Origin of the sequence: Rathayibacter sp. PhB151, from assembly GCF_004366415.1 — a bacterium.
Taxonomy (GTDB): Bacteria; Actinomycetota; Actinomycetes; order Actinomycetales; family Microbacteriaceae; genus Rathayibacter; species Rathayibacter festucae.
Genome location: NZ_SOEN01000006.1, coordinates 1,219,726 through 1,239,525 on the forward strand (window position 1 = coordinate 1,219,726; position 19,800 = coordinate 1,239,525).

Below are 19,800 nucleotides of genomic sequence, written 5' to 3' on the forward strand. Positions count from 1 at the left end.
GGCGGCGCCGGCTCCGGCGTGTGCGGGCGGTGCCGCCTGGGGTGAGCCTGTGCGAGTTCTCAGTGTCCACTCCACGACGCCCGTGCGGGCGGCGGTCGCGCCTACGGTCGAGCACGAGCACGACGGCGTGCGGCACTCCCCCTCGAGATCCGCTCCGACCGGAAGGCACGCCATGACCACCACGCTCGACCACCCGACCACCTCGTCCACGACCCGCCGCGGCGCGCTGCCGGGGGCGTCCGCTGGTTTGCTCGTCCTCCGCCTCGCGCTGGGCGCCGTCTTCCTCGCGCACGGCTGGCAGAAGATCGCCGTCGACGGCCTCGCGGCGACGACCGAGGGCTTCGGAGCGATGGGGATCCCGTTCGCGGCCGTCCTCGCCCCGGTCGCCGCCTTCACAGAGCTGCTCGGCGGCGCTGCGATCATCGTCGGCCTGCTGACCCGGATCGCGGCCGCCGGCCTCGCTATCACGGCGCTCGTCGCGCTCGTCGTCGTCCACCTGCCGGGCGGCTTCTTCGCGGCCACCGGCGGCATCGAGTTCGTCCTGGTGCTGGCCGCCGGCGCGGTGGCGCTCGCGCTGACCGGCGCCGGCCGCCTCTCGCTCGACGCCCTGCTGCGCCGCCGCCGCTGACCCCGGATCTGCTCGCGGGAGATGCCCGCAGATTGCTGGTCGAGTAGCCCCGCAGTGGCTGCCCATGCTGGTCGAGTAGCCCGAAGGGCGTGTCGAGACCCACCACCGCCCGCTCGGTGGTCTGCCGGCTCCGGTCTCGGCCCGGGTGGATCTCCATACGCCCGCTGCGCGGGCTACTCGATCAGCATGGGGGGGCGCAGTCCGCGGCCAGGGTGCCTGGCCGACCGCCTCATGCCGGTCGCGCAGCCCGCAGGGCACTCCCTGCTGGTCGCGCAAGCCGCAGGTCGATTCATGCTGGTCGAGTAGCCGCCTCCGGCGGCGTATCGAGACCCACCCGCGCCGCGACATCCGGGAGCAAGCCTCCTCCCCAGCCCCCGATCCGCCTGCGCTCTCCCCGATCGGCCTCTGCCCCCGCCCCGATGTCGGTGGTCCCTGATTCAATACTCGTATGTCAGAAGATGAGGATGCGGCAGCACTCGCGAAGGTGCGCGACTGCTTCCACGACGCCGCGGCCGCCGAGCGCGCCGCCTCCCCGACGCGCCTGAGGGCGGCGGAACGGATGAACCGCGGCTATCGGCTGGCGCTCAGCGTCCCCGAGGCGTTCGCGCGCGGAACATCCCGCAGTGAGACCCGCGACCTCGTCGAGCGCTCCATCCGAGCCGAGCTCGCGACCACGTTCGGCGTCTCCGAGCGGGAGGTCTCACGCCGCCTCGAGACCGCGCAGATGCTGATGGAGCACCTGCCCCTCACCCGCGCGCTGCTGCGCGACGGCCGGATCCTGTGGGATGCGGGCGAAGTCATCTGCAGGACGGCCAGCAGTCTCCCGGAGGCGTCCCGAGAGGCGCTCGACGAGCGCGCCGCCGACGCCGCCCTCACGATGACGACGACGCAGCTGCGCCGCGCCCTCAGCCGCTGGCGCGAGGAGCTGCACGAGCAGCCCCTCACCGAGCGGCACGCGCGCGCCCGGGAGGACCGCGCCGTCTGGGTCACCCCGGACGTCGACGGGATGGCGACGCTCTGCCTTCACGCTCCTGCACCGGTCGTCTCCGGCGCCTACGACCGGTTGCGGCGCATCGCCCGCACCCTCCGCGACGACGGCGACCCCCGCACCCTTCAGCAACTCAGCGCCGACGCCGCCGTCGATCTGCTCTGCGACGGCGACATCGCCGGCACGACCCCCGATTCCGAGAACCGGCCGGACCCGACCTTCGTCCCCGGCGTCCGCGCGGAGGTGCGCCTCACCCTCGCCGCGTCCACCGCCGCGGGTCTCGACGACGCGCCCGCGGACCTCGACGGCTACGGACCGGTCCCCGCCGACGTCGCTCGCGAGCTGATCCGCACGGCGGCCTCCTTCACCCGCGTCCTCACCGATCAGGACACCGGCGCCGTCGTGTCCGTCGGCCGCACCTGGCGCGTCCCACCCGCGCAGATGCGCCTGCACCTCCAACTCCGCGATCAGACCTGCCGCTTCCCCGGCTGCACCCGCACGGCCTCCACAGCCGAGGCCGACCACACCCTCGAGTGGCGCAACGGCGGCGAGACCTCCCTCGAGAACCTCGTCATGCTCTGCACGTCCCACCACCACGTCCGGCACGGAGAGCAGTGGAGCTACGACCGGATCGACGACCACGGGACCATCGAGTGGACGAGCCCGACCGGCCGGCGGATCAGCAACCGGCCACCGCCTCTGCCCGGGCGGCCACCGGACCGGCCGCCGGGGCCCCGGTTCGACAACGTGCCCGCACCGTTCTGACGGTGGTGGATCTCGATACGCCCGCATAGCGGGCTACTCGATCAGCATGCTGTGCCCGCGCTGCGGGCTACTCGATCAGCCTGCGTGCGCGCCTTGCGGCCTGGCCGGGCATCACGCATGCGGGCCGCGGACCGCCATCATGCTGGTCGAGTAGCGCGCAGCGCGTATCGAGACCCGGGCCCGGCAGACGGTGGATCTCGATACGCCCGCGAGGCGGGCTACTCGATCAGCATGGAGGGCCCGCACCGTGGGCTGCTCGATCAGCATGCAGGGGAACCGACAGCCCGGCGGTCCGGCGGGGCAGGGGTCAGGCAGGGCGGCGCTCAGGCGCGGGCGGCGGCGAGCAGGGCGCCGAGGCGGTCGAGCTGGGCCGGGTCCTCGAGGGCGGAGCCGACGGCGGCGACGCGGACGCCGGCGTCGAGGAAGTCGGAGACGTTGGCGGCGTCGAGGCCGCCGGTCGCGACGAAGCGGATGCCGGGGAAGGGGCCGCGGATGTGCTTGAACCAGCCGGCGCCGAGCCAGGTCGCGGGGAAGGCCTTCAGCCAGGTGAGGCCGAGCGAGGCGGCGAGCTGCACCTCCGACGGCGTCGCGACTCCGGGCAGCAGCGGGAGGTCGACGGCACCGGCGGCGGCGAGGATGCGCTGGTCGAGGCCCGGCGAGACGAGATAGCCGGCACCGGCCTCGCGGGCGAGCGCGACCTGCTCCGGGCGGACGATGGTGCCCGCTCCGACGGTCTTGCCGCGCTCGGCGCCCAGGCGCGCGACCTCGCGGAGCGCGACCTCGTCCTCCGGCGTCTGCAGCGGCACCTCGACCGAGTCGATGCCGAGGTCCCAGGCGGTCGTCGCGAGGGCGATCGAGCGCTCCACGCCCATCCCGCGCAGGATCGCCATCAGCGGGGCACCCGCGAACACCTCGTCGAAGGGGCTCGCGGTGGGGGTGGGGGTGGTCGTGGTGGTGGTCGTCGCAGTGGTGAACGCAGTCATCGTCGTGCCGTTCTCTCGTCGAGGGAGTCGCCCGCCACGGCGAGGGTGAGGGCGGCGCGGTCGTGGCCGCGGCGAAGGCGTGCTCCGGGGTCGGCGCCCTGGAGCAGGGCGGCCAGGTAGCCGCCGGCGAAGGCGTCGCCCGCGCCGACCGCGTCGAGCACCTCCACCTCGTGCGACGGCTCGAAGACCCAGCCGGCAGTGTCGGACCCGGCATCAGCGCAGAACACCGTCGCGCCGATGTGGCCGTCCTTGACGACCAGCTCGGCGACGTCCGGGAACAGCGCGCGGACGTCCTCGGCGGTGCGGGTGCCCCACAGGGTCTCCGCCTCGTCGCGGCCGACGAAGACCACGTCGGCCAGCCGGACCAACTCGGCGAGCACCGGCGCGGCATCGGCGACGCTCCAGAGCGCGGCGCGGTAGTTGACGTCGAGGCTCACCGGGATGCCGAGCTCGCGGGCGCGGAGGGCGGCGCGACGGAGGAAGCGGTCGGCCGGCTCCGAGAGCGCTGCGGTGATCCCGGACAGGTGCAGCAGCGCCACGTCGTCGAACGGAGCGGCGTCGGCGTCGGCGGTGTCGAGGTACGCCGCGGCCGAGCCCGCCCGGTAGTACGAGACTCCGCGCCCGGGGTCCTTCACGTAGACGCCGGTGGGATGCCCGGGGTCGCGGACGACGCGCGAGACGTCGATCCGCCGCGCCGCGAGCTGCCGCAGCACCCGCTCGCCGAGCGCGTCGGCGCCGAGCCGGCTGTGCCAGCGCACCGGGACGCCGAGCGCCGCCGCGTGCGCGAGCACGTTCGACTCCGCGCCGCCCGCGTCGACGAGGAAGTCGTCCGCGTCGGCGACCGAGCCGCCGCAGGGCACCAGCACGGCCATGGTCTCCCCCATGGCCAGCAGCACGCCGCCGGCAGCGGATCCGGACGTCACGCCAGGTCCTTCACCGGCGCCGCATCCATGTCGTCGAACGCCTGGTTCTCGCCCGCCATCGCCCAGACGAAGGAGTAGGCGGCGGTGCCGACGCCGGAGTGCAGCGACCAGCTCGGCGAGAGGATCGCCTGGCGGTCGGCGACGACGAGGTGCCGGGTCTCCTGGCGCTCCCCGAGCAGGTGGATGACGCGCGCGTCCTCGGGCAGGTCGAAGTAGAGGTAGCACTCGGTGCGGCGGTCGTGGGTGTGCGCGGGCATGGTGTTCCACATCGAGCCCTCGTGCAGGGTCGTCACGCCCATGACGATCTGGCAGCTGCGCACGCCGTTCTCGTGGATGTACTGGTTGAGGGTGCGGCGGTTGCTCGTCGCCTGCTCGCCGAGCTCGCGGACGGTACCCTCGCCGGGCGCGACCAGGACCGAGGGGTAGCTCGTGTGCGCGGGGGCCGAGAAGAGGTAGAACTGCGCGCCGGAGTCACCCGAGCCGGCGTCGGCGTCCTCGAACGCCACCGCCTCGATCCCGCGGCCCAGGTACAGGCACGCGCCCGAGACCAGCGTGTACGTCTCGCCGTCCGCGGTCACCGTGCCGGTGCCGCCGACGTTGACGATCCCGAGCTCGCGGTGCTCGAGGAACGTCTCGCTGCGGATCTCCTCGTAGCCGGTCAGCTCGAGCCGCTGTCCCGCGGGGACGGCGCCGCCGAGCACGATGCGGTCGTGGTGCGTGTAGACCAGCCGGATCTCGCCGGCGACGAACACCTCCGGAACGAGGTACTCCCGGCGCAGGTCCTCGGTGGTCATGCCGGGGATCTGCGAGGGGTTGGTGGCGTAGCGCTGCTCCATGGGGAGACTCCTGTCGGGTCGGTTCTGGTCGGGTGGGTTCGGGGAGCCGGTCGGCGTCAGCGCACGAGCCAGCCGCCGTCGACGGGGAGGATCGTCCCCGTGACGTAGGCGGCGGCGTCCGAGGCGAGGAACACGAAGGCGCCCTGCAGATCGGCGGGCGTGCCCCAGCGGCCGGCCGGGATGCGCGCGACGATCGACGCCTCGCGGGCCTCGTCGGCGCGGATCGCCGCGGTGTTGTCGGTGGCGAGGTAGCCGGGAGCGATCGCGTTGACGGTCACTCCGGAGGCGGCCCACTCGTTGGCGAACGCCTTGGTCAGCCCCGCGACCGCGTGCTTCGACGCGGTGTAGCCGGGCACGGTGATCCCGCCCTGGAAGGACAGCATCGAGGCGACGGTGATGATCCGCCCCGAGCCCTGCGCGATCATCCGCCGGCCGGCCGCCTGGGTGAGGTGGAAGACCGAGTCGAGGTTCACCTTCAGCACCTCGTCCCAGTCGGCGGCGCTGTGCTCGGCCGCAGGGGTGCGCTTGATCGTGCCGGCGTTGTTGACCAGCACGTCGATCCGGCCGAGCTCGGCGACGACCTCGTCGATCGCGGAGTGCAGCTCCTCGGGAGTCGCGGTCGCGAAGTCGCGGCGGATCAGGTGCGCCCGGCGGCCCAGCCCGCGGATCAGCTCGGCGGTCTCGCTCGCGTCGCCCCGGTCGATCAGCGCGATGTCGGCACCGGCCCCGGCGAGCGCCAGCGCGGCGCCGCGGCCGATGCCCCGGCTGGTCCCGGTGACGGCGGCGACGCGGCCGTCGAGGCGGAAGGCGTCGAGCGTGAAGGCGGCGGGGGTGAAGGCGGCGCGGGCGGGGGCGGCGGGGGTGGGCACGGCGGGTGTCATGGTCGTCCCTTTCGGAAGGTCGTGGTGAGGGAGCCGATCCCGTCGACGCGGATCGTCACCGCGTCGCCGTCGGCCAGCGGGCGGTGCGCCGCGAGCGCCTCCGGCAGCTTCTGCGGGCTGCCGGTGGCGATCACGTCGCCCGGCTCGAGGGTCATCCCCTCGCTGAGGTGGTGGACGAGCGCCGCCATGCTGAAGACCAGGTCGGCGGTGCTCTGCGAGACGGTGACGACGCCGTCGCGGATCACCTCGACGCGGAGGTCGCCGGTGTCCGCGATCTCGTCGGGCGTCACGAGCCACGGGCCGAGCGGGGCGAAGCCGTCGGAGCACTTGCCGAGGGTCCACTGGCTCGAGCGGCCCTGCCAGGTGCGCTCGGAGACGTCGTTGATCACGGTGTAGCCGGCGATGTGCGAGGCCGCCTCCTCGAGCGGGATGTCCCGCCCGCCGCGGCCGATGACGAGCGCGATCTCGCCCTCGTAGTCGACGTCGGTCGCCGTCAGCGGCAGCGTCACCGGGTCGCCCGGGGCGCCGAGGGTGTTCGGCGTCTTGACGAACACGTCGGGGGTCGTCGGCACCGGCCGGTCCTCGCCGCCGGCGGGCACGTGCCCGCGGTAGTTGTAGCCGATGCAGAGGATCTTCCCCGGCACGACCGGCGGCAGCAGGCGGAGGGAGTCGAGCGGCACCGTCGAGGTGCCCACCGCCCGGGCCGCGGTCAGCAGCGCGCGATCGGCGAGCAGCTCCGTGACGGTCGCGGTGCCCAGGTCGAGCACGCGGTCGCCGTCGAGCACGACTCCGGTGCGGGCGCCCTCGGCGGTCTCGAATCGGACGAGTCTCACCAGTAGGGCCGCCATTCCGGTCGCGAGACGCGCATCAGCGCCTCCAGGTAGAAGTAGTCGCCCCAGAGCGTGCCCTCGTCGACACCCACGTTCTTCGGCAGGTCGTAGACGCTGTGCAGCAGGACGGTGTCCGCGGCCTCAGGGCTCTCGGGAGCGCACTCCCGGATCAGCGCCGCGAGGATCCGGTGCGCGGCGTCGCGCCAGCGCGCGGCGCACTCGGCGTCGGTCTCGACCAGGGCCAGCTCGAGCAGTCCGCAGACCGCGATCGCCGCCGCCGAGCTGTCCCGGGGCGCATCGCTGCCCTCGGCGTAGACGAGGTCCCAGTAGGGCACGAGGTCGCGCGGCAGGTGCGCGAGGAAGTAATCGGCGCAGGCCCGCGACGCCTCGAGCAGCGCGACGTCGCCGAGCACGCGGAAGCCCATCGCGAAGCCGTAGACGCCCCAGGCCTGCCCGCGCGCCCAGCAGGAGTCGTCGAACGCGCCCTGCTCGGTGCCGCCGCGCAGCGGCTCGCCGGTCTCGGCGTCCCAGTAGAAGGTGTGGAAAGTCGACGAGTCGGGGCGGAGGATGTTCACCCGCAGCGCCTCGATGTGGCGCGCGACGGCCTCGGCGTAGCGCGGGTCGCCGGTCTGCTCGCCGGCCCAGGTCAGCAGCGGCATGTTCATCAGTGAGTCGATGATCGTGCGGCCGCGCTGCTTCGGGTCGCGGAGGTCGCCCCAGGCCTGCACGATGCCGGCCGTCGGCAGGAACCGCGTCATCAGGTGCTCGGCGGCCTCGAGCGCCGCGGTGCGGCCGAGCTCGTCGCCGAGCAGCCGGAAGGGCGCGACGCAGGAGAGCGTGTAGAGGAAGCCGAGGTCGTGGGTCTCCAGGTCCTCGCCCTCCCGCACGCGGCGGGCGAAGTCCTGCAGGTGGCCGCGGGCGGCGTCGAGGAAGACGTCCTCGCCGGTCGCCTCCCAGGCGATCCACTGCATGCCCGGCCAGAAGCTCGTCGTCCAGCCGCGGTTGGCGCCGGCCGCGAAGCCCTGCGCCGCGGGGCGGATCGGGTAGCGGCCGTCCGTGGTCGTGTCGTCGGGGTAGGTGGAGCCGAAGGCCCCGATCATCCGGCGGACGACCTCGAGGGCGTCCGCCACGGCCTGCTCGGTGGTCGTCCTCCCCGTGGTGGGTGGAGTGGTCGTCATGGGGAGAGTCCTTCGTGGGAGGTCAGGCCGCGACCGGCTGGTCGGCGGCGAGCGCGGGGCGGAGGGTGAACCGGGCGTTCGCCCAGACCAGGTAGAGGGCGGGAGCGGCCGAGACGCCGAGGGCGAGCGCGGGCGAGGCGGTGAAGAGGTACGCCTGGAACGCGAGCACCAGCAGCGAGACCACCGACAGGTGCCAGCGGCGGGCGGCGAGGAACACCGCCGCCTTCACGGCCTGCCGGAGCGTCGAGGTGCCCGCCTCCGCGAGGGCGACGAGCGCCACCGGGACGCAGCCGACCACGAGCAGGGCGATGACCGCGAGGAACGGGATGACGACCACGCCGATCTGCGTCGGCGCGAGGAACCGCACGTCGACGAGCACCAGGACGACGACCGCGGTGGCGGCGGCCAGCAGCCGTACGGGGCGGCGCCAGCTCGCGCGCCACGCCCGCCAGAACGTCCGCACGACCGCCGTCTCGCCGCGCGAGTGCGCCGAGAAGACCGCGGCCGCGCCCATCAGCGCCGGCGCGCAGAGCGGCAGCGCCACCGCGAGCAGCGGCCAGGAGAGCACCGGATCCGTCGTCACCAGCAGCAGCACGAGCGGCAGGCAGGCGACCAGGAGCAGCACGTTCGTCACCAGGATCAGGTAGGCGACGCCGAAGAGCGAGGCGTAGAGGCCGTTCGGGATGCGGCGCACGATCAGCCCTTCAGTCCGCTGGTCGCGATGCCCTCGACGAAGTACTTCTGCCCGAGGAGGAAGATCACGGCGATCGGGACCACCGAGATCACGAGGCCGGCGAACAGCAGCGCGTAGTTGGCGTCGTAGAGGGTGCTGACGAAGCTCTGCAGCCCCAGCTGGATCGTCCAGAGGTCCGGGTTCCGCAGGTAGATCAGCGGTCCGAGGTAGTCGTTCCAGGTGGCGACGAAGGTGAGCAGCGTGAGGCTCGCGATCGCGGGGATCGACAGCGGCACCATGATGCGCGCCCAGATGCCGTACTCGCTCAGGCCGTCGATGCGCGCGGCCTCGGAGAGCTCCTCGGGGATGGTCTCGTAGAACTGCTTCATCAGGAACACGCCGAAGGCGCCGAAGGCCTGGATCAGGATGATCGCCCAGAGGGTGTTCGAGACCTTGAGGTTCGACAGCAGGATGAACTGCGGGATCATGTACGACTGCCACGGCACGGCGATCGTGCCGATGTAGACCAGGAACAGCACGTCGCGGCCGGGGAAGCGCATCCGCGAGAAGCCGTAGGCCGCGAACGAGCCGGTGACCACCTGCAGGATCGTGACGACGACCGCGAGCAGCAGTGTGTTGCGGATCCAGGTGAGCATGCCGGACTGGGTCCAGATCTCGACGTAGTTGCTCCAGACGAAGGTCTCCGGGAACCACTTCACCGGCACGGAGAACACGTCGTTCGGCGTCTTCACCGAGCTCATGATCATCCAGAAGAACGGCAGCAGCAGCGCCGCGGCGGCGATGATCATCACCGCGTAGCCGAGGACGCGGCCGACCCGGCGGGCCGGGGTGCGCCCGGCCTCCTTGCGGCGCGGGGAAAGCGGCTCGTTCACGCCGACGACGGTGGGAGCGCCGTCGGGGATGAGAAGTCCGGTCATCGGGACTCGCTCCTTCGGTTGAGGAAGAACTGGACGAGCGTCACGAGGATGCAGAGCAGGAAGAGCACGACCGAGACCGCCGACGCGTAGCCGAACTGGTTCTCCTGGAAGCCCTTCTGGTAGATGAACTGCGAGAGCACGAGCGTCGCCTGGCCCGGACCGCCCTGCGTCATCACGAGGATCAGGTCGAAGATCTTGAACGAGTTGATGGTGAGCATCACCGTCACGAAGAAGGTGGTCGGCCGCAGGCACGGGATCGTCACGTTCACGAAGCGCTGCCAGACCGAGGCGCCGTCGACGCGGGCGGCCTCGTGCAGCTCGCGCGGCACGGTCTGCAGTCCGGCGAGGAACAGGATCATGTAGTAGCCCATGTCCCGCCAGGTGCTGATGATCACGACCGCGGGCATCGCCCACTCGGACGAGGTCAGCCAGCCGGGCGGGTCGGAGATGCCGATCAGGCCGAGCAGCTGGTTGATCGGGCCGTACTCCGGGCTGAAGAGCAGGTTCCAGACCACGGCGATCGCGACGATCGAGGTGATGTAGGGGAAGAACGCCGCGGTGCGGAAGAACGCGACGCCGCGGAGCTTGTTGTTGAGCAGCAGCGCGAGCCCGAGCGAGACGACGAGCGTCAGCGGGATGTGCAGCGCCGCGTAGTAGAGCGTGTTCAGCAGCGCGATGCGGAAGCTCGCGTCGCCGATCAGGCGCTGGAAGTTCGCGATGCCGACCCAGTTCGCCTGGCCGAAGACGTTCCAGTCGGTCATCGACATGTAGAAGAGGGTGATCACCGGCACGAGCGTGAGCGCGGCGAAGCCCAGGAAGTTCGGGAGGATGAAGGTCCAGCCGATCAGCATGTTCCGGACGGCGTACGCGGAGCGTCGTCGTCGGGGCGGCAGGGGCGACGGCGTCGGCGGAGTCGACGGGCCGGCGTCCGCGGCGGCGAGGGTCGTCATGAGACCTCCAGGGTCCGAGGGGGGGGAGAAGAGGGGGCGGTGGCCGGCCCGCGCGGGACCGGCCACCGCGGGGAGTCAGTTCGTGCCGACTTCGTTCTTCACGCGGTCCTCGGCGCTCTTCACGGCGTCGTCGAGGCTCGTCGAGCCCGACATGACCGCGGTGTGCAGGTCGAGGAGCACGTTCTGGACGGCGGCCGTCTTGGCCGAGGTCGGGTTCTCCGGCTTGGTGTCGTGCGTGGACCAGGCGAACTTCGAGACCTCGTCGGTCGGCGCGCTGTCGACCGCGAAGTAGGTCTCGGCGACCGCGTCGCTGGTCAGGGCGGGGGTGATGCCGAGGGAGGCGACGACCTCCGCGCCCTCCTCGCTCGACGCGAACTCGAGGAACTCCTTCGCCGCGGCCTGCTTGCCCGAGTCGATGCCGGCGTTGATGCCGAAGCCGGTCGGGTCTCCGAAGGTCACGGGGGTCTGGTCCATGCCGGTCGTCGACTCGTCGAACTGCGGGATCGGTGCGAAGCCCCAGTCGAAGGTGTCCGAGTCGCCGGACGCCTGCTGGGCGATCAGCGACGCGACGAACCAGGTGCCCATCGGCATCATCGCGGCGTTCTGCTTGCCGAACTCGGCCTGGTAGGTGAGCTTGTTCGCGACGACGGTGTTGTACTCCGCCTGCGCGCCCGCGTCCTGGAGCGCGAGGGCGCGCTCGTAGTAGGGCTCGAGGTAGCCGTAGTCGGCGTCGAGGATGTCGATGTCCGGGGTCTGCGCGCTCGCGAAGCCCTGCACCGTCGACTGCCAGCTGTGCTCGTAGGTGCCGACGGCGCTGCTGCCGGCCGCGGCGAGCGCGGTGGTCAGCTGCTCGGCGGTGGCCTCGTAGTCGTCCCAGGTCCAGGAGCCGTCGGGGTAGGCGACGCCGGCCTGGTCGAAGAGGGCCTTGTTGTAGAAGAGGACCCAGGAGTCCTGGCGGTAGGGCGCCGCCCACTGCTTGTCGTCGACCTGGTAGGCCTCCACGCCGCCGAGGTCGTCGGGCAGCTCGATGTCGGAGACGTCGAGGAGCTGGCCGCCGGCCTGGTAGGTGACGACGTTCTTGACGTTCTTCTGCGTGACGATGTCCGGACCGCTGCCGGCCGCGAGGTCCGCGGTCATCAGGGTGTCGTAGTTGGTCGCGTCGTACTCCTTGACCTCGATCGTGACGTCGGGGTCCTTCTCGTGGAACGCGTCGGCGAGCGCCTGGAACTCCGGCGTCGTGCTCAGGCTCCAGCCGGAGAGGCTGAGCGTGATCGGGCCGTCGGCCGCGGGGGCGTCACCGCCACCGCCGCCCGAGCAGGCGGTGAGGGACAGGGCGGCGACCAGGGCCACTCCGGCTGCGGCGAATCTTCTCTTCATGCGTGCTGCTCCTTTGCATCTGCGTCCGGGACTCCACCTCGGGTCCTCGGGTACCGGAGCTGCCGAGCGGCGCGTCCGGAATCTGGGAGTCGGTGCTCGGTGACGAGGCCGTCGGGCCAGGTCGCCGTCACGGACAGGGCGTCGCCGTCGGGGGCGACGACCACGGCGGCGGGGCCCGCGACGGGGGCCTCCGCTGTTGCCGTTTCGTCGGCGGTGAGGCCGACCAGCGCGACGACGAGGGCGTCGACCTCCGCCGGGAGGGTGAGCGTCGGCACGCCGACCGCGGGGCCGAGCGGGCTCGCGCCGTCGCGGGCGACGACCTCGGGGACGGCGCCGGGGGTGAGGGAGGTCAGCGTGCTGGTGAGGGTGCCGTTCGAGGCGGTGGCCGTCGCGGCGCTCGTGGCCGCGGCGATCTCGGCGCCGGCGATTGCCCAGCCGCCGATCCGCAGGCCGATCTCCTCCGGCCGCACGCCCTCGGCGAGCTCGTCGATCCGGACGAGGCGCAGCTCCCACGGGCCGCGCACCAGCGAGTGCACGCTGATCCGGCCGGCGACGCGGACGGCTCCGCGCAGGCCCTCGCCGTGGCGGTGGCTGCTGCGCTCCGGAGTGATCCAGTGCGCGTCCCAGCTCGAGCCGGCCACGCCGACCCGGCCGTCCGCGTCCAGGCGCACCTCGGTCAGCGTCATGCCGGTGCGGTGGGTCGCGTCGCCGTCGGCGTCGACCAGCGCGACGCTCTGCTCGAGCGCCTCCGCCCAGCCGCGCTCGTCGAGCAGCGGCGCGGTGGCGGTGGAGTAGCCCAGGCGGGCGTAGAGCGGGGAGTCGCCGGTCGTCGCACCGGGCAGCGCCTTGTCGGTGCCGTGGTTGACGACGCGGACGATGCCGTCGGCGTGCGTGCCCGAGACGATCCAGCCGGGCGAGACGATCGCGCGGAGGTCGTCGCCCTGCTCGATCGGGAGCAGGGCGGCCGGGAGCGGCTCGGAGGCCGCGGTCCAGACCGGGTGCTCGGCCGGGAGCAGGATGCCGAGCATGCCCTTGACCGCCCAGTACGGCGAGCCGGGGCCGGAGTAGGACTGCGCGAGCTCGCGCCACGGGTCGTGCCAGCCCATCGAGAGCAGGCCGTCCTCGTCCGGAGCGCCGTTCTCGGCGAAGTGCCCGACGATCGCGCTCGCGGCGCGGCGGAGCCGGCCCGGGGAGTGCGAGGGCACCTCGGCGATCACGCCGGCCCAGAACGGCGCGGCGGCGGCGAAGCGGTAGATCAGGCTGCGGCCCTGCAGCAGCGGGGAGCCGTCGCCGCCGACCAGCGCGAGGGCGTCGGAGAGGTAGCGGTCGAGCCGGGCGACGTCGGCGGCGGCGCGCGGGGCGGCCAGCTCGGCCGCGCCGGACATCCGCGCCCACAGCACCGGGTACACGTGCAGGGCCCAGCCGACGTAGTGGTCGAAGGCGCGCTCCGCGCCGTCGGCGAGCCAGCCGTCCTCGCGGACGAAGGAGTCGTGCCGGGCGAGGTCCGCGGCGACGTCCTGCGCGGACCACGGGCCGCCGACCGAGCGGAGGAAGGTCTCGACGACCAGGCGGAACCAGACCCAGTTGGTCTGCGGGTAGCTGTCGTCGCCGACGACGGGGGCGAGGTAGTCGACGACGCGCTGCTGGGTCCGCGCGTCGAGGCGGTCCCAGATCCAGGGCCGCGTGAGGTCGAGAACCAGCGCGATCGACGCCGCCTCGACCTTGGCCTGCGCGTGCTCGTCGATCCGCACCCAGCGGTCCTCCGCGTCGGGGTCGACACCGGTCTCGACGCCGCGGCGGTAGAAGTCGATCAGGTCGTCGACGCCCTCGCCGCGCGCTCCGGCGATGCGGAAGCCGGCGAGCAGGAAGGTGCGGGCGAAGCCCTCGAGGCCGTCGACCGCGCGGCCGTAGCCGCCCTCGGCGCCGGGGAGGGTGATCCGGCCGTGGCCGGCGCTGGCGTACGGGGCCACCGCGGCGAGGAGCGCGTCCGCGACGGCGAGCCAGTGCTCGCGCGTCCAGTCGGCGCGGAGGTTCCCCTCGTCCACGGCGGTTCTCCTTTGAATCGTGATGTCCGCGCTCTCTCCCACGCTGACGTGAGCGGCCCACGCTGACGTGAGCGGCACTGAACAGAACAGGACTATACATACGGAAATCGATCACCTCAAGGATTTGGTTGAAGCAAAATGATTGATTATGATCAGTTGCATGCCCCAGCACCCCGCCCCGGCATCGTCGCCGGGCGTGATCGAGTCCTTCCGCGGCCCGCTCGCGGCCGCGTTCTCGCCCGACCGTCCGCTCTCGGCGCGCGGGGTGCTCCTCTCTCCCGAGCAGTCGCTGCCGGTGCCGACCGCCGCCGACCGGGAGGCCTGGGCCGCGGCCGATGCGCCGACGCTGGCCGCGGTCGCCGAGCGCGCCGCCGCCGACCTGCTCGCGCCGTGGCCGCAGCCGCTCGCCAGCCAGGCCGTGCGCGTGCACCGCGACGGGAACCGGGACGCCTGGGAGCAGCGCGCGTTCGAGCGGCAGCGGCGCCTGAGCCGCGCGGTGCTGCTGGCCGCGAGCACGAGCGGCGCACCTGAGGGCGACGCCTGGCTCGACCAAGTCGCCGACGGCGTGCAGCTGCTCTGCGAGCAGAGCTCCTGGTGCTGGCCGGCCCACGACGACGCGCTGCGCCGGCACGGCTCGGTGCTCGCCGACGTCGCCGACCCCTTCCTCGACCTCGGCGCCGGCGAGGTCGCCGGCCAGCTCGCCTGGCTCGACCACGTCCTCGGCGAGCGCCTCGACGACCGCTATCCGGGGCTGCGCCGCAGGATCCGCCGCGAGACCCGCGAGCGCGTGCTCGCCCCGTTCCTCGCCCGCGACGACTGGCACTGGCTGGGCCTCGACGGCGACGTGCACAACTGGAACCCCTGGATCACCGGCAACGTGCTGGTCGCTGCCCTGCGCCTGCTCGACGCTCCGGGCGAGGAGGACGAGCGCGCCGCCGTCGTCACCCGCGCCGTCGCCGCCCTGGACCGCTACGTCGCCGTGCTCCCCGAGGACGGCGCGATCGACGAGGGCTACGCCTACTGGTGGAACGGCGCCTGCCGCGCCCTCGAGGCGCTCGACGTCCTGGCGCACGCGACCGGCGGCGCCTGGGACGCCTCGGCCGTGCCCGCCCTGCGCGCCACCGTCGCCTTCCCGCACCGCTCGCACCTCGGCGGCGACTGGTACGTCGCGCACGCCGACGGCCAGGCCCTGCAGTCGCGCGACCAGCCCTGGCACGCGGTGCACCGGACCGGCCGCCGGGTCGGCGACGCCGCCGCAATGGCGCACGCCGCCGCGCAGCGCGCCCCCGGCGAGCCCGCCGCCGCCGAGAAGGAGGGGCTCGGCCGCCTGCTGCGCGGGGCGACGGACCCGCTCTGGACCTCCGCCCCCGCGGCGCTCCCGCCACTCCCCCGCGAGGTCTGGCTCGAGTCCGTGCAGGTCCTCCTGGCCCGCACCGTCGAGGGATCGCCGGCCGGCCTCACGCTCGTCGCCAAGGGCGGCCACAACGCGGAGCACCACAACCACAACGACGTCGGCGCGTTCCAGGTGGCGAGCGACGGCGTGCCGGTCGTCGTCGACGCCGGCCGCCCCACCTACACCGCCGCCACCTTCGGCCCGGAGCGCTACGGCATCTGGACGATGCGGAGCGAGTGGCACAACCTGCCCGTCGTCCGCGGCCGCGGGCAGCCGCCCGGGCGGGAGGCTGCCGCGGCGGACGTCTCGGTCGAGCTGAGCGACGCGTCCGCCGCGTTCTCCGCGGAGCTCGCGGCCGCCTACCCCGGGACGGGCCTGCGCTCCTGGCGCCGCACCGTCTCCCTCGACCGCCCGTCCGCAAGGGTCGTCCTCGAGGACCGCTGGGACCTCGCCCCGTGGGACGATCAGGACGATGAGCCCGGCACCGCGATCCGCCTGCTCCTCGCGGGAGACGTCGTGACCGAGCGCGGAGCCGCCCGGGTCCGCCCGCTCGGCGGCGCTCGGCCGCTCCGGATCGCCTGGGACCCGGCCTGCGAGCACCGCACCGTCGTCCGCGAGCTGGACGATCCGATGCTCTCGAGCGTCTGGGGCGAGCGGCTGACGCTCCTGGAGATCGACGCCACCGCGCGCAGGGAGCTGCGGATCGCGATAGACCTGGACCCACCGATCGGAGAGCAACGATGAGCGACCAGACCCAGTCCCCACCCCTCGCCGCCGAGCGGCGGGCGCACATCCTCGCGGCCCTCGGCGTCGACGGCGCCGTCCGCATCTCCCAGCTCACCGAGGCGCTCGGCGTGGCGACGGTCACGCTCCGTCGCGACCTGGTGCAGATGGAGCGCGAGGGGCTGCTCAGCCGCGTGCACGGCGGCGCGGTCGTGCTCTCCGGGTCGGCCGGCCACACGGCCCCCGCCCCGGAGCCGGAGGAGGTCAAGCTCGGCTCGATCGCCGTCCTGGTCCCCTCGCTCAACTACTACTGGCCCGGCGTGCTGCACGCGATGGAGGCGACCGGCCGCAGCCTCGGCTACGACGTCGTCCTGCGCGGTGCCTCCTACGAGCTGCAGGACGAGCGCCCCGTGCTCGAGCGCCTGCTGCGCTCCGGCGACGTGCGCGGGCTGATCGTTGCTCCCAACACCGACACCGAGCACTCGGGCGACGTCCTCCGCTGGCTCGCCGACTGCGGGGTCCCGTCGGTCCTGGTCGAGCGCGACGCCGTCCTCGAGCCCGAGGGCACGCCCGCCGAGTCGGTCACCACCGACCACGCACTCGGCGCCGTGCTCGCCGCCCGCCACCTCGCCGAGCTCGGGCACCGCAAGGTCGGCCTGATCCTGTCGCGGAACTCGCCCACCTCGCGCAAGATCGCCGCGGGCTGGCTCTCGGCCTGCGAGGCGCTCGGCCTCACCCCCGCCGACCACTTCGAGGAGACGCTCCCCGACCGCGGCAGCGCCGACTTCTCAGAGGTCGTCAACGCGGCCCTCGAGACGGCCCTCGAGACCGGCGTGACCGCCCTGCTCGTGCACTCCGACCCCGAGGCGATGGCCTTCGTCGACCTCGCGCTCAACCGCGGCATCTCCGTGCCCGGCGACCTCTCGGTGATCGCCTACGACGACGAGGTCGCCCAGCTGTTCACCCCCGCGCTGACCGCCGTGAGCCCGCCGCGCGCCGGCGTCGGCGAGGCCGCGGTCCGGCTGCTCGTCCAGCGGATCGAGGACCCCGAGCGGCCCGTGCACCGCGTGCAGCTCAACCCGAGCCTGATCGTCCGCGCCTCGACGGCGGCTCCCGGGCGACCGGCGGACGGGCAGCCGGACGGCGCGCGGTGATCGACCGCCACGAGCACTCGCCGTGGTCGTTCTGGGCCGAGGCCTCACCGGAGCAGCGGTCCCGCCAGCTCGACCTGCAGCGCGAGCTGCTGGCCGCGCACCCCGGCTGGACGATCGGCGCGGAATGCTTCGTCGCGGAGTCGGCCGCGGTCGACCCCGAGCGCCTCGTGCTGGGCGACCGCTCGTATCTCGCCGCCGGCGCGTACCTGACGGGCGACGTCGAGATCGGCGCCGACTGCTCGCTCAACCCCTACACGGTGGTGCGCGGGAGCGTCGTCCTCGGCTCGGCTGTGCGGGTCGGCGCGCACACGTCGATCCTCGGCTTCAACCACTCGATGGAGCCCGGCACCGAGGTGTTCCGCCAGCCGCTGAGCTCGCGCGGCATCCGCATCGGCGACGACGTCTGGATCGGCTCGCACGTGGTCGTGCTCGACGGCGTGACGGTGGGCGACCACGCGGTGCTCGCCGCCGGCGCGGTCGTGACGAAGGACGTGGCACCCGGTGCGGTCGTCGGCGGCAACCCCGGGCGGCGGCTGCGCTGGCGGGTCCCGCCCGTCGCCGCGGAGGTCTCGGACGCCGCGCGCCTGGCGGACCGCGCCCGGGAGGAGATCGAGGGGATCCTGCGCGATGCGCTCGTGGACGACGGGACGGTACCTCAGGACGGGCCTGCGCTCCACGACGGGCCTGCCTCCCACGACGGGCCTGCACTCCACGACGGGCCCGCCTTCCGCGACCGGCCGGGCGCCGCCCCGAGCGACCGCGCGCTCGGCGACGCGGTCGAGCTCGCCGACCTCCTGCTCGGCACGCCGCCTCCCGGAGTCGATCCCGCCGCGGTCGTCGCGCGGCTCCGCGGGCTGCCGGTCCCGGGGAGGGACCTCTGGACCGATCCGGAGGCCGCGTACCGCGTGCTCAGTGCGGGCTACGCGCTCGACCTGCTCGGGTCGGAGTTCGCGCAGCCGCTGACCGCCGTGACCGAGGAGACCCCGGAGGGCCTGGTCGCGCGGCTCGACGGGCTGCGCTGGCGCGACGACCCGTGGAACGCCGGCCACCACGTCGACGCCCTCGGCACCGCGCTGCACTGGACGCGCCGCCGCGGCGATCCCGTCCCGGTCGGCCTCGAGGAGGCGCTCTACGGCTGGCTGCTCACCCGCGCCGATCCTCGCAGCGGCATGTGGGGCGAGGCCTCGGCCGGGCGCGGACTGCTCCTGCTCGTGAACGGCTCCTACCGCGCGACCCGCGGCACCTTCGTGCAGGACGGCCGCCCGCTCCCCTACCCCGACGCCGTCCGCGACACCGTCCTCCGGCACGCCCGCGACGACCGCTGGTTCCGGCCCGAGCGCGTCGACGCCTGCGCCGCCCTCGACCTCGTCCACCCGCTCTGGCTCACCCGCGGCAGCGGCTACCGCGCCCCCGAGGTCGAGCCCCTGGCGCGGACCCTGCTCGCGGACGTCCTCGGCCAGTGGCGCCCCGGCCGCGGCTTCGCCTTCCGCCTGCACGCCGCCGACGCCGGCCTCCAGGGCACCGAGATGTGGCTCGCCGTCCTCTGGTACCTCGCCGACCTCCTCGGCGGCTCCGACACCCTCGGCTACCGCCCCCGCGGCGTCCACCGCCCGGAGCCGGCCCCGCCCCGCATGCTGATCGAGTAGCCCGCCCTCCCATGCTGATCGAGTAGCCCGCGCAGCGGGCGTATCGAGATCCACCGTCCCCAGCACGCCGGGTCTCGATACGCCGCCTCCGGCGCCTGCTCGACCAGCATGTGTCGGCCCGCGAGTGGACTCGAATCGGGGCCCGCTCGGGGCGCGAGGCCCCTCACGGGTCCGTTCGACGATCCACGCTGATCGCGCAGCCGCGGAGCGGACCCCACCCATGCTGATCGAGTAGCCCGCGGAGCGCGGCGTATCGAGATCCACCACCGTCAGAACGCGAGTCAGCAGACCCACCCTGCTGGTGGTGGCAGGGCTCGATACGCCCCTGCGGGGCTACTCGACCAGCATGAGGCGGCGCAGCCGCGTCCTCTCCCCCACCACCGAGACGCGAAGCGGCTTCGCCGCTCGATACGCCGCCTCCGGCGCCTACTCGACCAGCATGCGAGGCCGCTACTCCGCAGGCGTCGTGGGCAGCAGCTCCGCCACCAGCGCCTGCACGCGGGCGCGGATGTCGTCGCGGATCGGGCGGACCTCCTCGAGGGGGCGGCCCTTGGGGTCGGCGAGGTCCCAGTCCTCGTAGCGCTTGCCGGGGAAGACCGGGCAGACGTCGCCGCAGCCCATGGTAATCACGACGTCCGAGGCCTGCACCTGCTCGGTCGTCATCAGCTGCGGTACGGCCTGCGAGATGTCGATGCCCTCCTCCGCCATCGCCGCGACCGCGACAGGGTTGATGCTCTCGCCCGGCTCGGAGCCGCCGGAGCGCACCTGCACGGCTCCGCCCGAGAGCTCGCGCAGGTAGCCGGCGGCCATCTGCGAGCGGCCGGCGTTGTGGATGCAGACGAAGAGGACGGTGGGGGCGGTCATCCCGGGCTCCTGAGGGTGAGGGGCT

17 protein-coding genes are annotated in these 19,800 nt (G+C 73.4%); 5 read left to right on the plus strand and 12 right to left on the minus strand.

The window, feature by feature from the left end:
- Positions 1–172 precede the first annotated feature (172 nt).
- Positions 173–628, plus strand: a complete 456-nt coding sequence (locus EDF35_RS06315) for a DoxX family protein (protein WP_133961182.1) — start codon at positions 173–175, stop codon at positions 626–628.
- A gap of 448 nt (positions 629–1,076) precedes the next feature.
- Positions 1,077–2,381: an HNH endonuclease signature motif containing protein gene (locus tag EDF35_RS06320; protein ID WP_133961184.1), complete on the plus strand. Its 1,305-nt coding sequence runs from the start codon at positions 1,077–1,079 to the stop codon at positions 2,379–2,381.
- Positions 2,382–2,704: 323 nt separating this feature from the next.
- Here EDF35_RS06320 and EDF35_RS06325 read toward each other — a convergent pair whose 3' ends face one another.
- The 11 genes from EDF35_RS06325 to EDF35_RS06375 all read right to left on the minus strand — a co-directional run bounded on the left by EDF35_RS06325 (position 2,705) and on the right by EDF35_RS06375 (position 13,995).
- Positions 2,705–3,364, minus strand: coding sequence for a bifunctional 4-hydroxy-2-oxoglutarate aldolase/2-dehydro-3-deoxy-phosphogluconate aldolase (locus tag EDF35_RS06325; RefSeq protein ID WP_133961186.1), 660 nt, complete (start codon positions 3,362–3,364; stop codon positions 2,705–2,707).
- Positions 3,361–4,287, minus strand: coding sequence for a sugar kinase (locus tag EDF35_RS06330; protein WP_243839862.1), 927 nt, complete (start codon positions 4,285–4,287; stop codon positions 3,361–3,363). Before EDF35_RS06330 ends, EDF35_RS06325 begins: the two co-directional genes overlap by 4 nt.
- Positions 4,284–5,123 (minus strand): 5-dehydro-4-deoxy-D-glucuronate isomerase, encoded by an 840-nt coding sequence (kduI, locus tag EDF35_RS06335; RefSeq protein ID WP_133961188.1) that lies wholly within the window; start codon positions 5,121–5,123, stop codon positions 4,284–4,286. The genes EDF35_RS06330 and kduI overlap by 4 nt, the downstream gene beginning before the upstream one ends.
- A gap of 56 nt (positions 5,124–5,179) precedes the next feature.
- The gene (gene kduD, locus EDF35_RS06340; RefSeq protein ID WP_133961190.1) at positions 5,180–6,004 is read right to left on the minus strand and encodes a 2-dehydro-3-deoxy-D-gluconate 5-dehydrogenase KduD; all 825 of its coding nucleotides are present in this window, start codon (positions 6,002–6,004) and stop codon (positions 5,180–5,182) included.
- Positions 6,001–6,837: a fumarylacetoacetate hydrolase family protein gene (locus tag EDF35_RS06345; protein WP_208323024.1), complete on the minus strand. Its 837-nt coding sequence runs from the start codon at positions 6,835–6,837 to the stop codon at positions 6,001–6,003. Before EDF35_RS06345 ends, kduD begins: the two co-directional genes overlap by 4 nt.
- Positions 6,834–8,012: a glycoside hydrolase family 88 protein gene (locus tag EDF35_RS06350; protein ID WP_133961194.1), complete on the minus strand. Its 1,179-nt coding sequence runs from the start codon at positions 8,010–8,012 to the stop codon at positions 6,834–6,836. Before EDF35_RS06350 ends, EDF35_RS06345 begins: the two co-directional genes overlap by 4 nt.
- Positions 8,013–8,034: 22 nt before the next feature.
- Complete coding sequence (locus EDF35_RS06355; RefSeq protein WP_133961196.1) at positions 8,035–8,706, minus strand: ferredoxin-NADPH reductase; 672 nt, start codon at positions 8,704–8,706, stop codon at positions 8,035–8,037.
- A 2-nt stretch (positions 8,707–8,708) separates the two neighbouring features.
- Positions 8,709–9,623 (minus strand): carbohydrate ABC transporter permease, encoded by a 915-nt coding sequence (locus EDF35_RS06360; protein ID WP_133961198.1) that lies wholly within the window; start codon positions 9,621–9,623, stop codon positions 8,709–8,711.
- Positions 9,620–10,573, minus strand: a complete 954-nt coding sequence (locus EDF35_RS06365; protein ID WP_133961200.1) for a sugar ABC transporter permease — start codon at positions 10,571–10,573, stop codon at positions 9,620–9,622. The genes EDF35_RS06360 and EDF35_RS06365 overlap by 4 nt, the downstream gene beginning before the upstream one ends.
- A gap of 75 nt (positions 10,574–10,648) precedes the next feature.
- On the minus strand, positions 10,649–11,950 hold the full coding sequence (locus EDF35_RS06370; RefSeq protein WP_123731508.1) for an extracellular solute-binding protein: 1,302 nt from the start codon (positions 11,948–11,950) through the stop codon (positions 10,649–10,651).
- Complete coding sequence (locus EDF35_RS06375; RefSeq protein WP_133961202.1) at positions 11,947–13,995, minus strand: DUF2264 domain-containing protein; 2,049 nt, start codon at positions 13,993–13,995, stop codon at positions 11,947–11,949. Before EDF35_RS06375 ends, EDF35_RS06370 begins: the two co-directional genes overlap by 4 nt.
- A gap of 160 nt (positions 13,996–14,155) precedes the next feature.
- Between EDF35_RS06375 and EDF35_RS06380 the strand changes: the two genes are divergently transcribed.
- From EDF35_RS06380 to EDF35_RS21385, 3 genes are read left to right on the plus strand one after another with little or no spacing between them, the layout of a single operon-like run.
- Positions 14,156–16,132 carry a heparinase II/III family protein gene (locus EDF35_RS06380; RefSeq protein WP_133961204.1) on the plus strand — a complete coding sequence of 659 codons (1,977 nt, stop codon included), beginning with the start codon at positions 14,156–14,158 and terminating at the stop codon, positions 16,130–16,132.
- Positions 16,129–17,265: a substrate-binding domain-containing protein gene (locus tag EDF35_RS06385; protein ID WP_123447339.1), complete on the plus strand. Its 1,137-nt coding sequence runs from the start codon at positions 16,129–16,131 to the stop codon at positions 17,263–17,265. The genes EDF35_RS06380 and EDF35_RS06385 overlap by 4 nt, the downstream gene beginning before the upstream one ends.
- Positions 17,262–18,911 carry an acyltransferase gene (locus EDF35_RS21385; protein WP_133961206.1) on the plus strand — a complete coding sequence of 550 codons (1,650 nt, stop codon included), beginning with the start codon at positions 17,262–17,264 and terminating at the stop codon, positions 18,909–18,911. Before EDF35_RS06385 ends, EDF35_RS21385 begins: the two co-directional genes overlap by 4 nt.
- Positions 18,912–19,361: 450 nt before the next feature.
- On the opposite strand, the gene EDF35_RS06395 is transcribed toward EDF35_RS21385, so the two are convergent.
- The gene (locus EDF35_RS06395; RefSeq protein ID WP_123706188.1) at positions 19,362–19,775 is read right to left on the minus strand and encodes an arsenate reductase ArsC; all 414 of its coding nucleotides are present in this window, start codon (positions 19,773–19,775) and stop codon (positions 19,362–19,364) included.
- Positions 19,776–19,800: the final 25 nt, after the last annotated feature.

Excerpts from the sequence above, each read along its gene's own strand:
- EDF35_RS06365 (WP_133961200.1), bottom strand. The coding sequence starts at position 10,573 with ATGACGACCCTCGCCGCCGCGGACGCCGGCCCGTCGACTCCGCCGACG.
- EDF35_RS06315 (WP_133961182.1), top strand. The coding sequence starts at position 173 with ATGACCACCACGCTCGACCACCCGACCACCTCGTCCACGACCCGCCGC.
- EDF35_RS06350 (WP_133961194.1), bottom strand. The coding sequence starts at position 8,012 with ATGACGACCACTCCACCCACCACGGGGAGGACGACCACCGAGCAGGCC.
- kduD (WP_133961190.1), bottom strand. The coding sequence starts at position 6,004 with ATGACACCCGCCGTGCCCACCCCCGCCGCCCCCGCCCGCGCCGCCTTC.
- EDF35_RS06370 (WP_123731508.1), bottom strand. The coding sequence starts at position 11,950 with ATGAAGAGAAGATTCGCCGCAGCCGGAGTGGCCCTGGTCGCCGCCCTG.
- EDF35_RS06395 (WP_123706188.1), bottom strand. The coding sequence starts at position 19,775 with ATGACCGCCCCCACCGTCCTCTTCGTCTGCATCCACAACGCCGGCCGC.
- EDF35_RS06385 (WP_123447339.1), top strand. The coding sequence starts at position 16,129 with ATGAGCGACCAGACCCAGTCCCCACCCCTCGCCGCCGAGCGGCGGGCG.
- EDF35_RS06325 (WP_133961186.1), bottom strand. The coding sequence starts at position 3,364 with ATGACTGCGTTCACCACTGCGACGACCACCACCACGACCACCCCCACC.
- EDF35_RS06360 (WP_133961198.1), bottom strand. The coding sequence starts at position 9,623 with ATGACCGGACTTCTCATCCCCGACGGCGCTCCCACCGTCGTCGGCGTG.
- EDF35_RS06380 (WP_133961204.1), top strand. The coding sequence starts at position 14,156 with ATGCCCCAGCACCCCGCCCCGGCATCGTCGCCGGGCGTGATCGAGTCC.
- kduI (WP_133961188.1), bottom strand. The coding sequence starts at position 5,123 with ATGGAGCAGCGCTACGCCACCAACCCCTCGCAGATCCCCGGCATGACC.
- EDF35_RS06320 (WP_133961184.1), top strand. The coding sequence starts at position 1,077 with ATGTCAGAAGATGAGGATGCGGCAGCACTCGCGAAGGTGCGCGACTGC.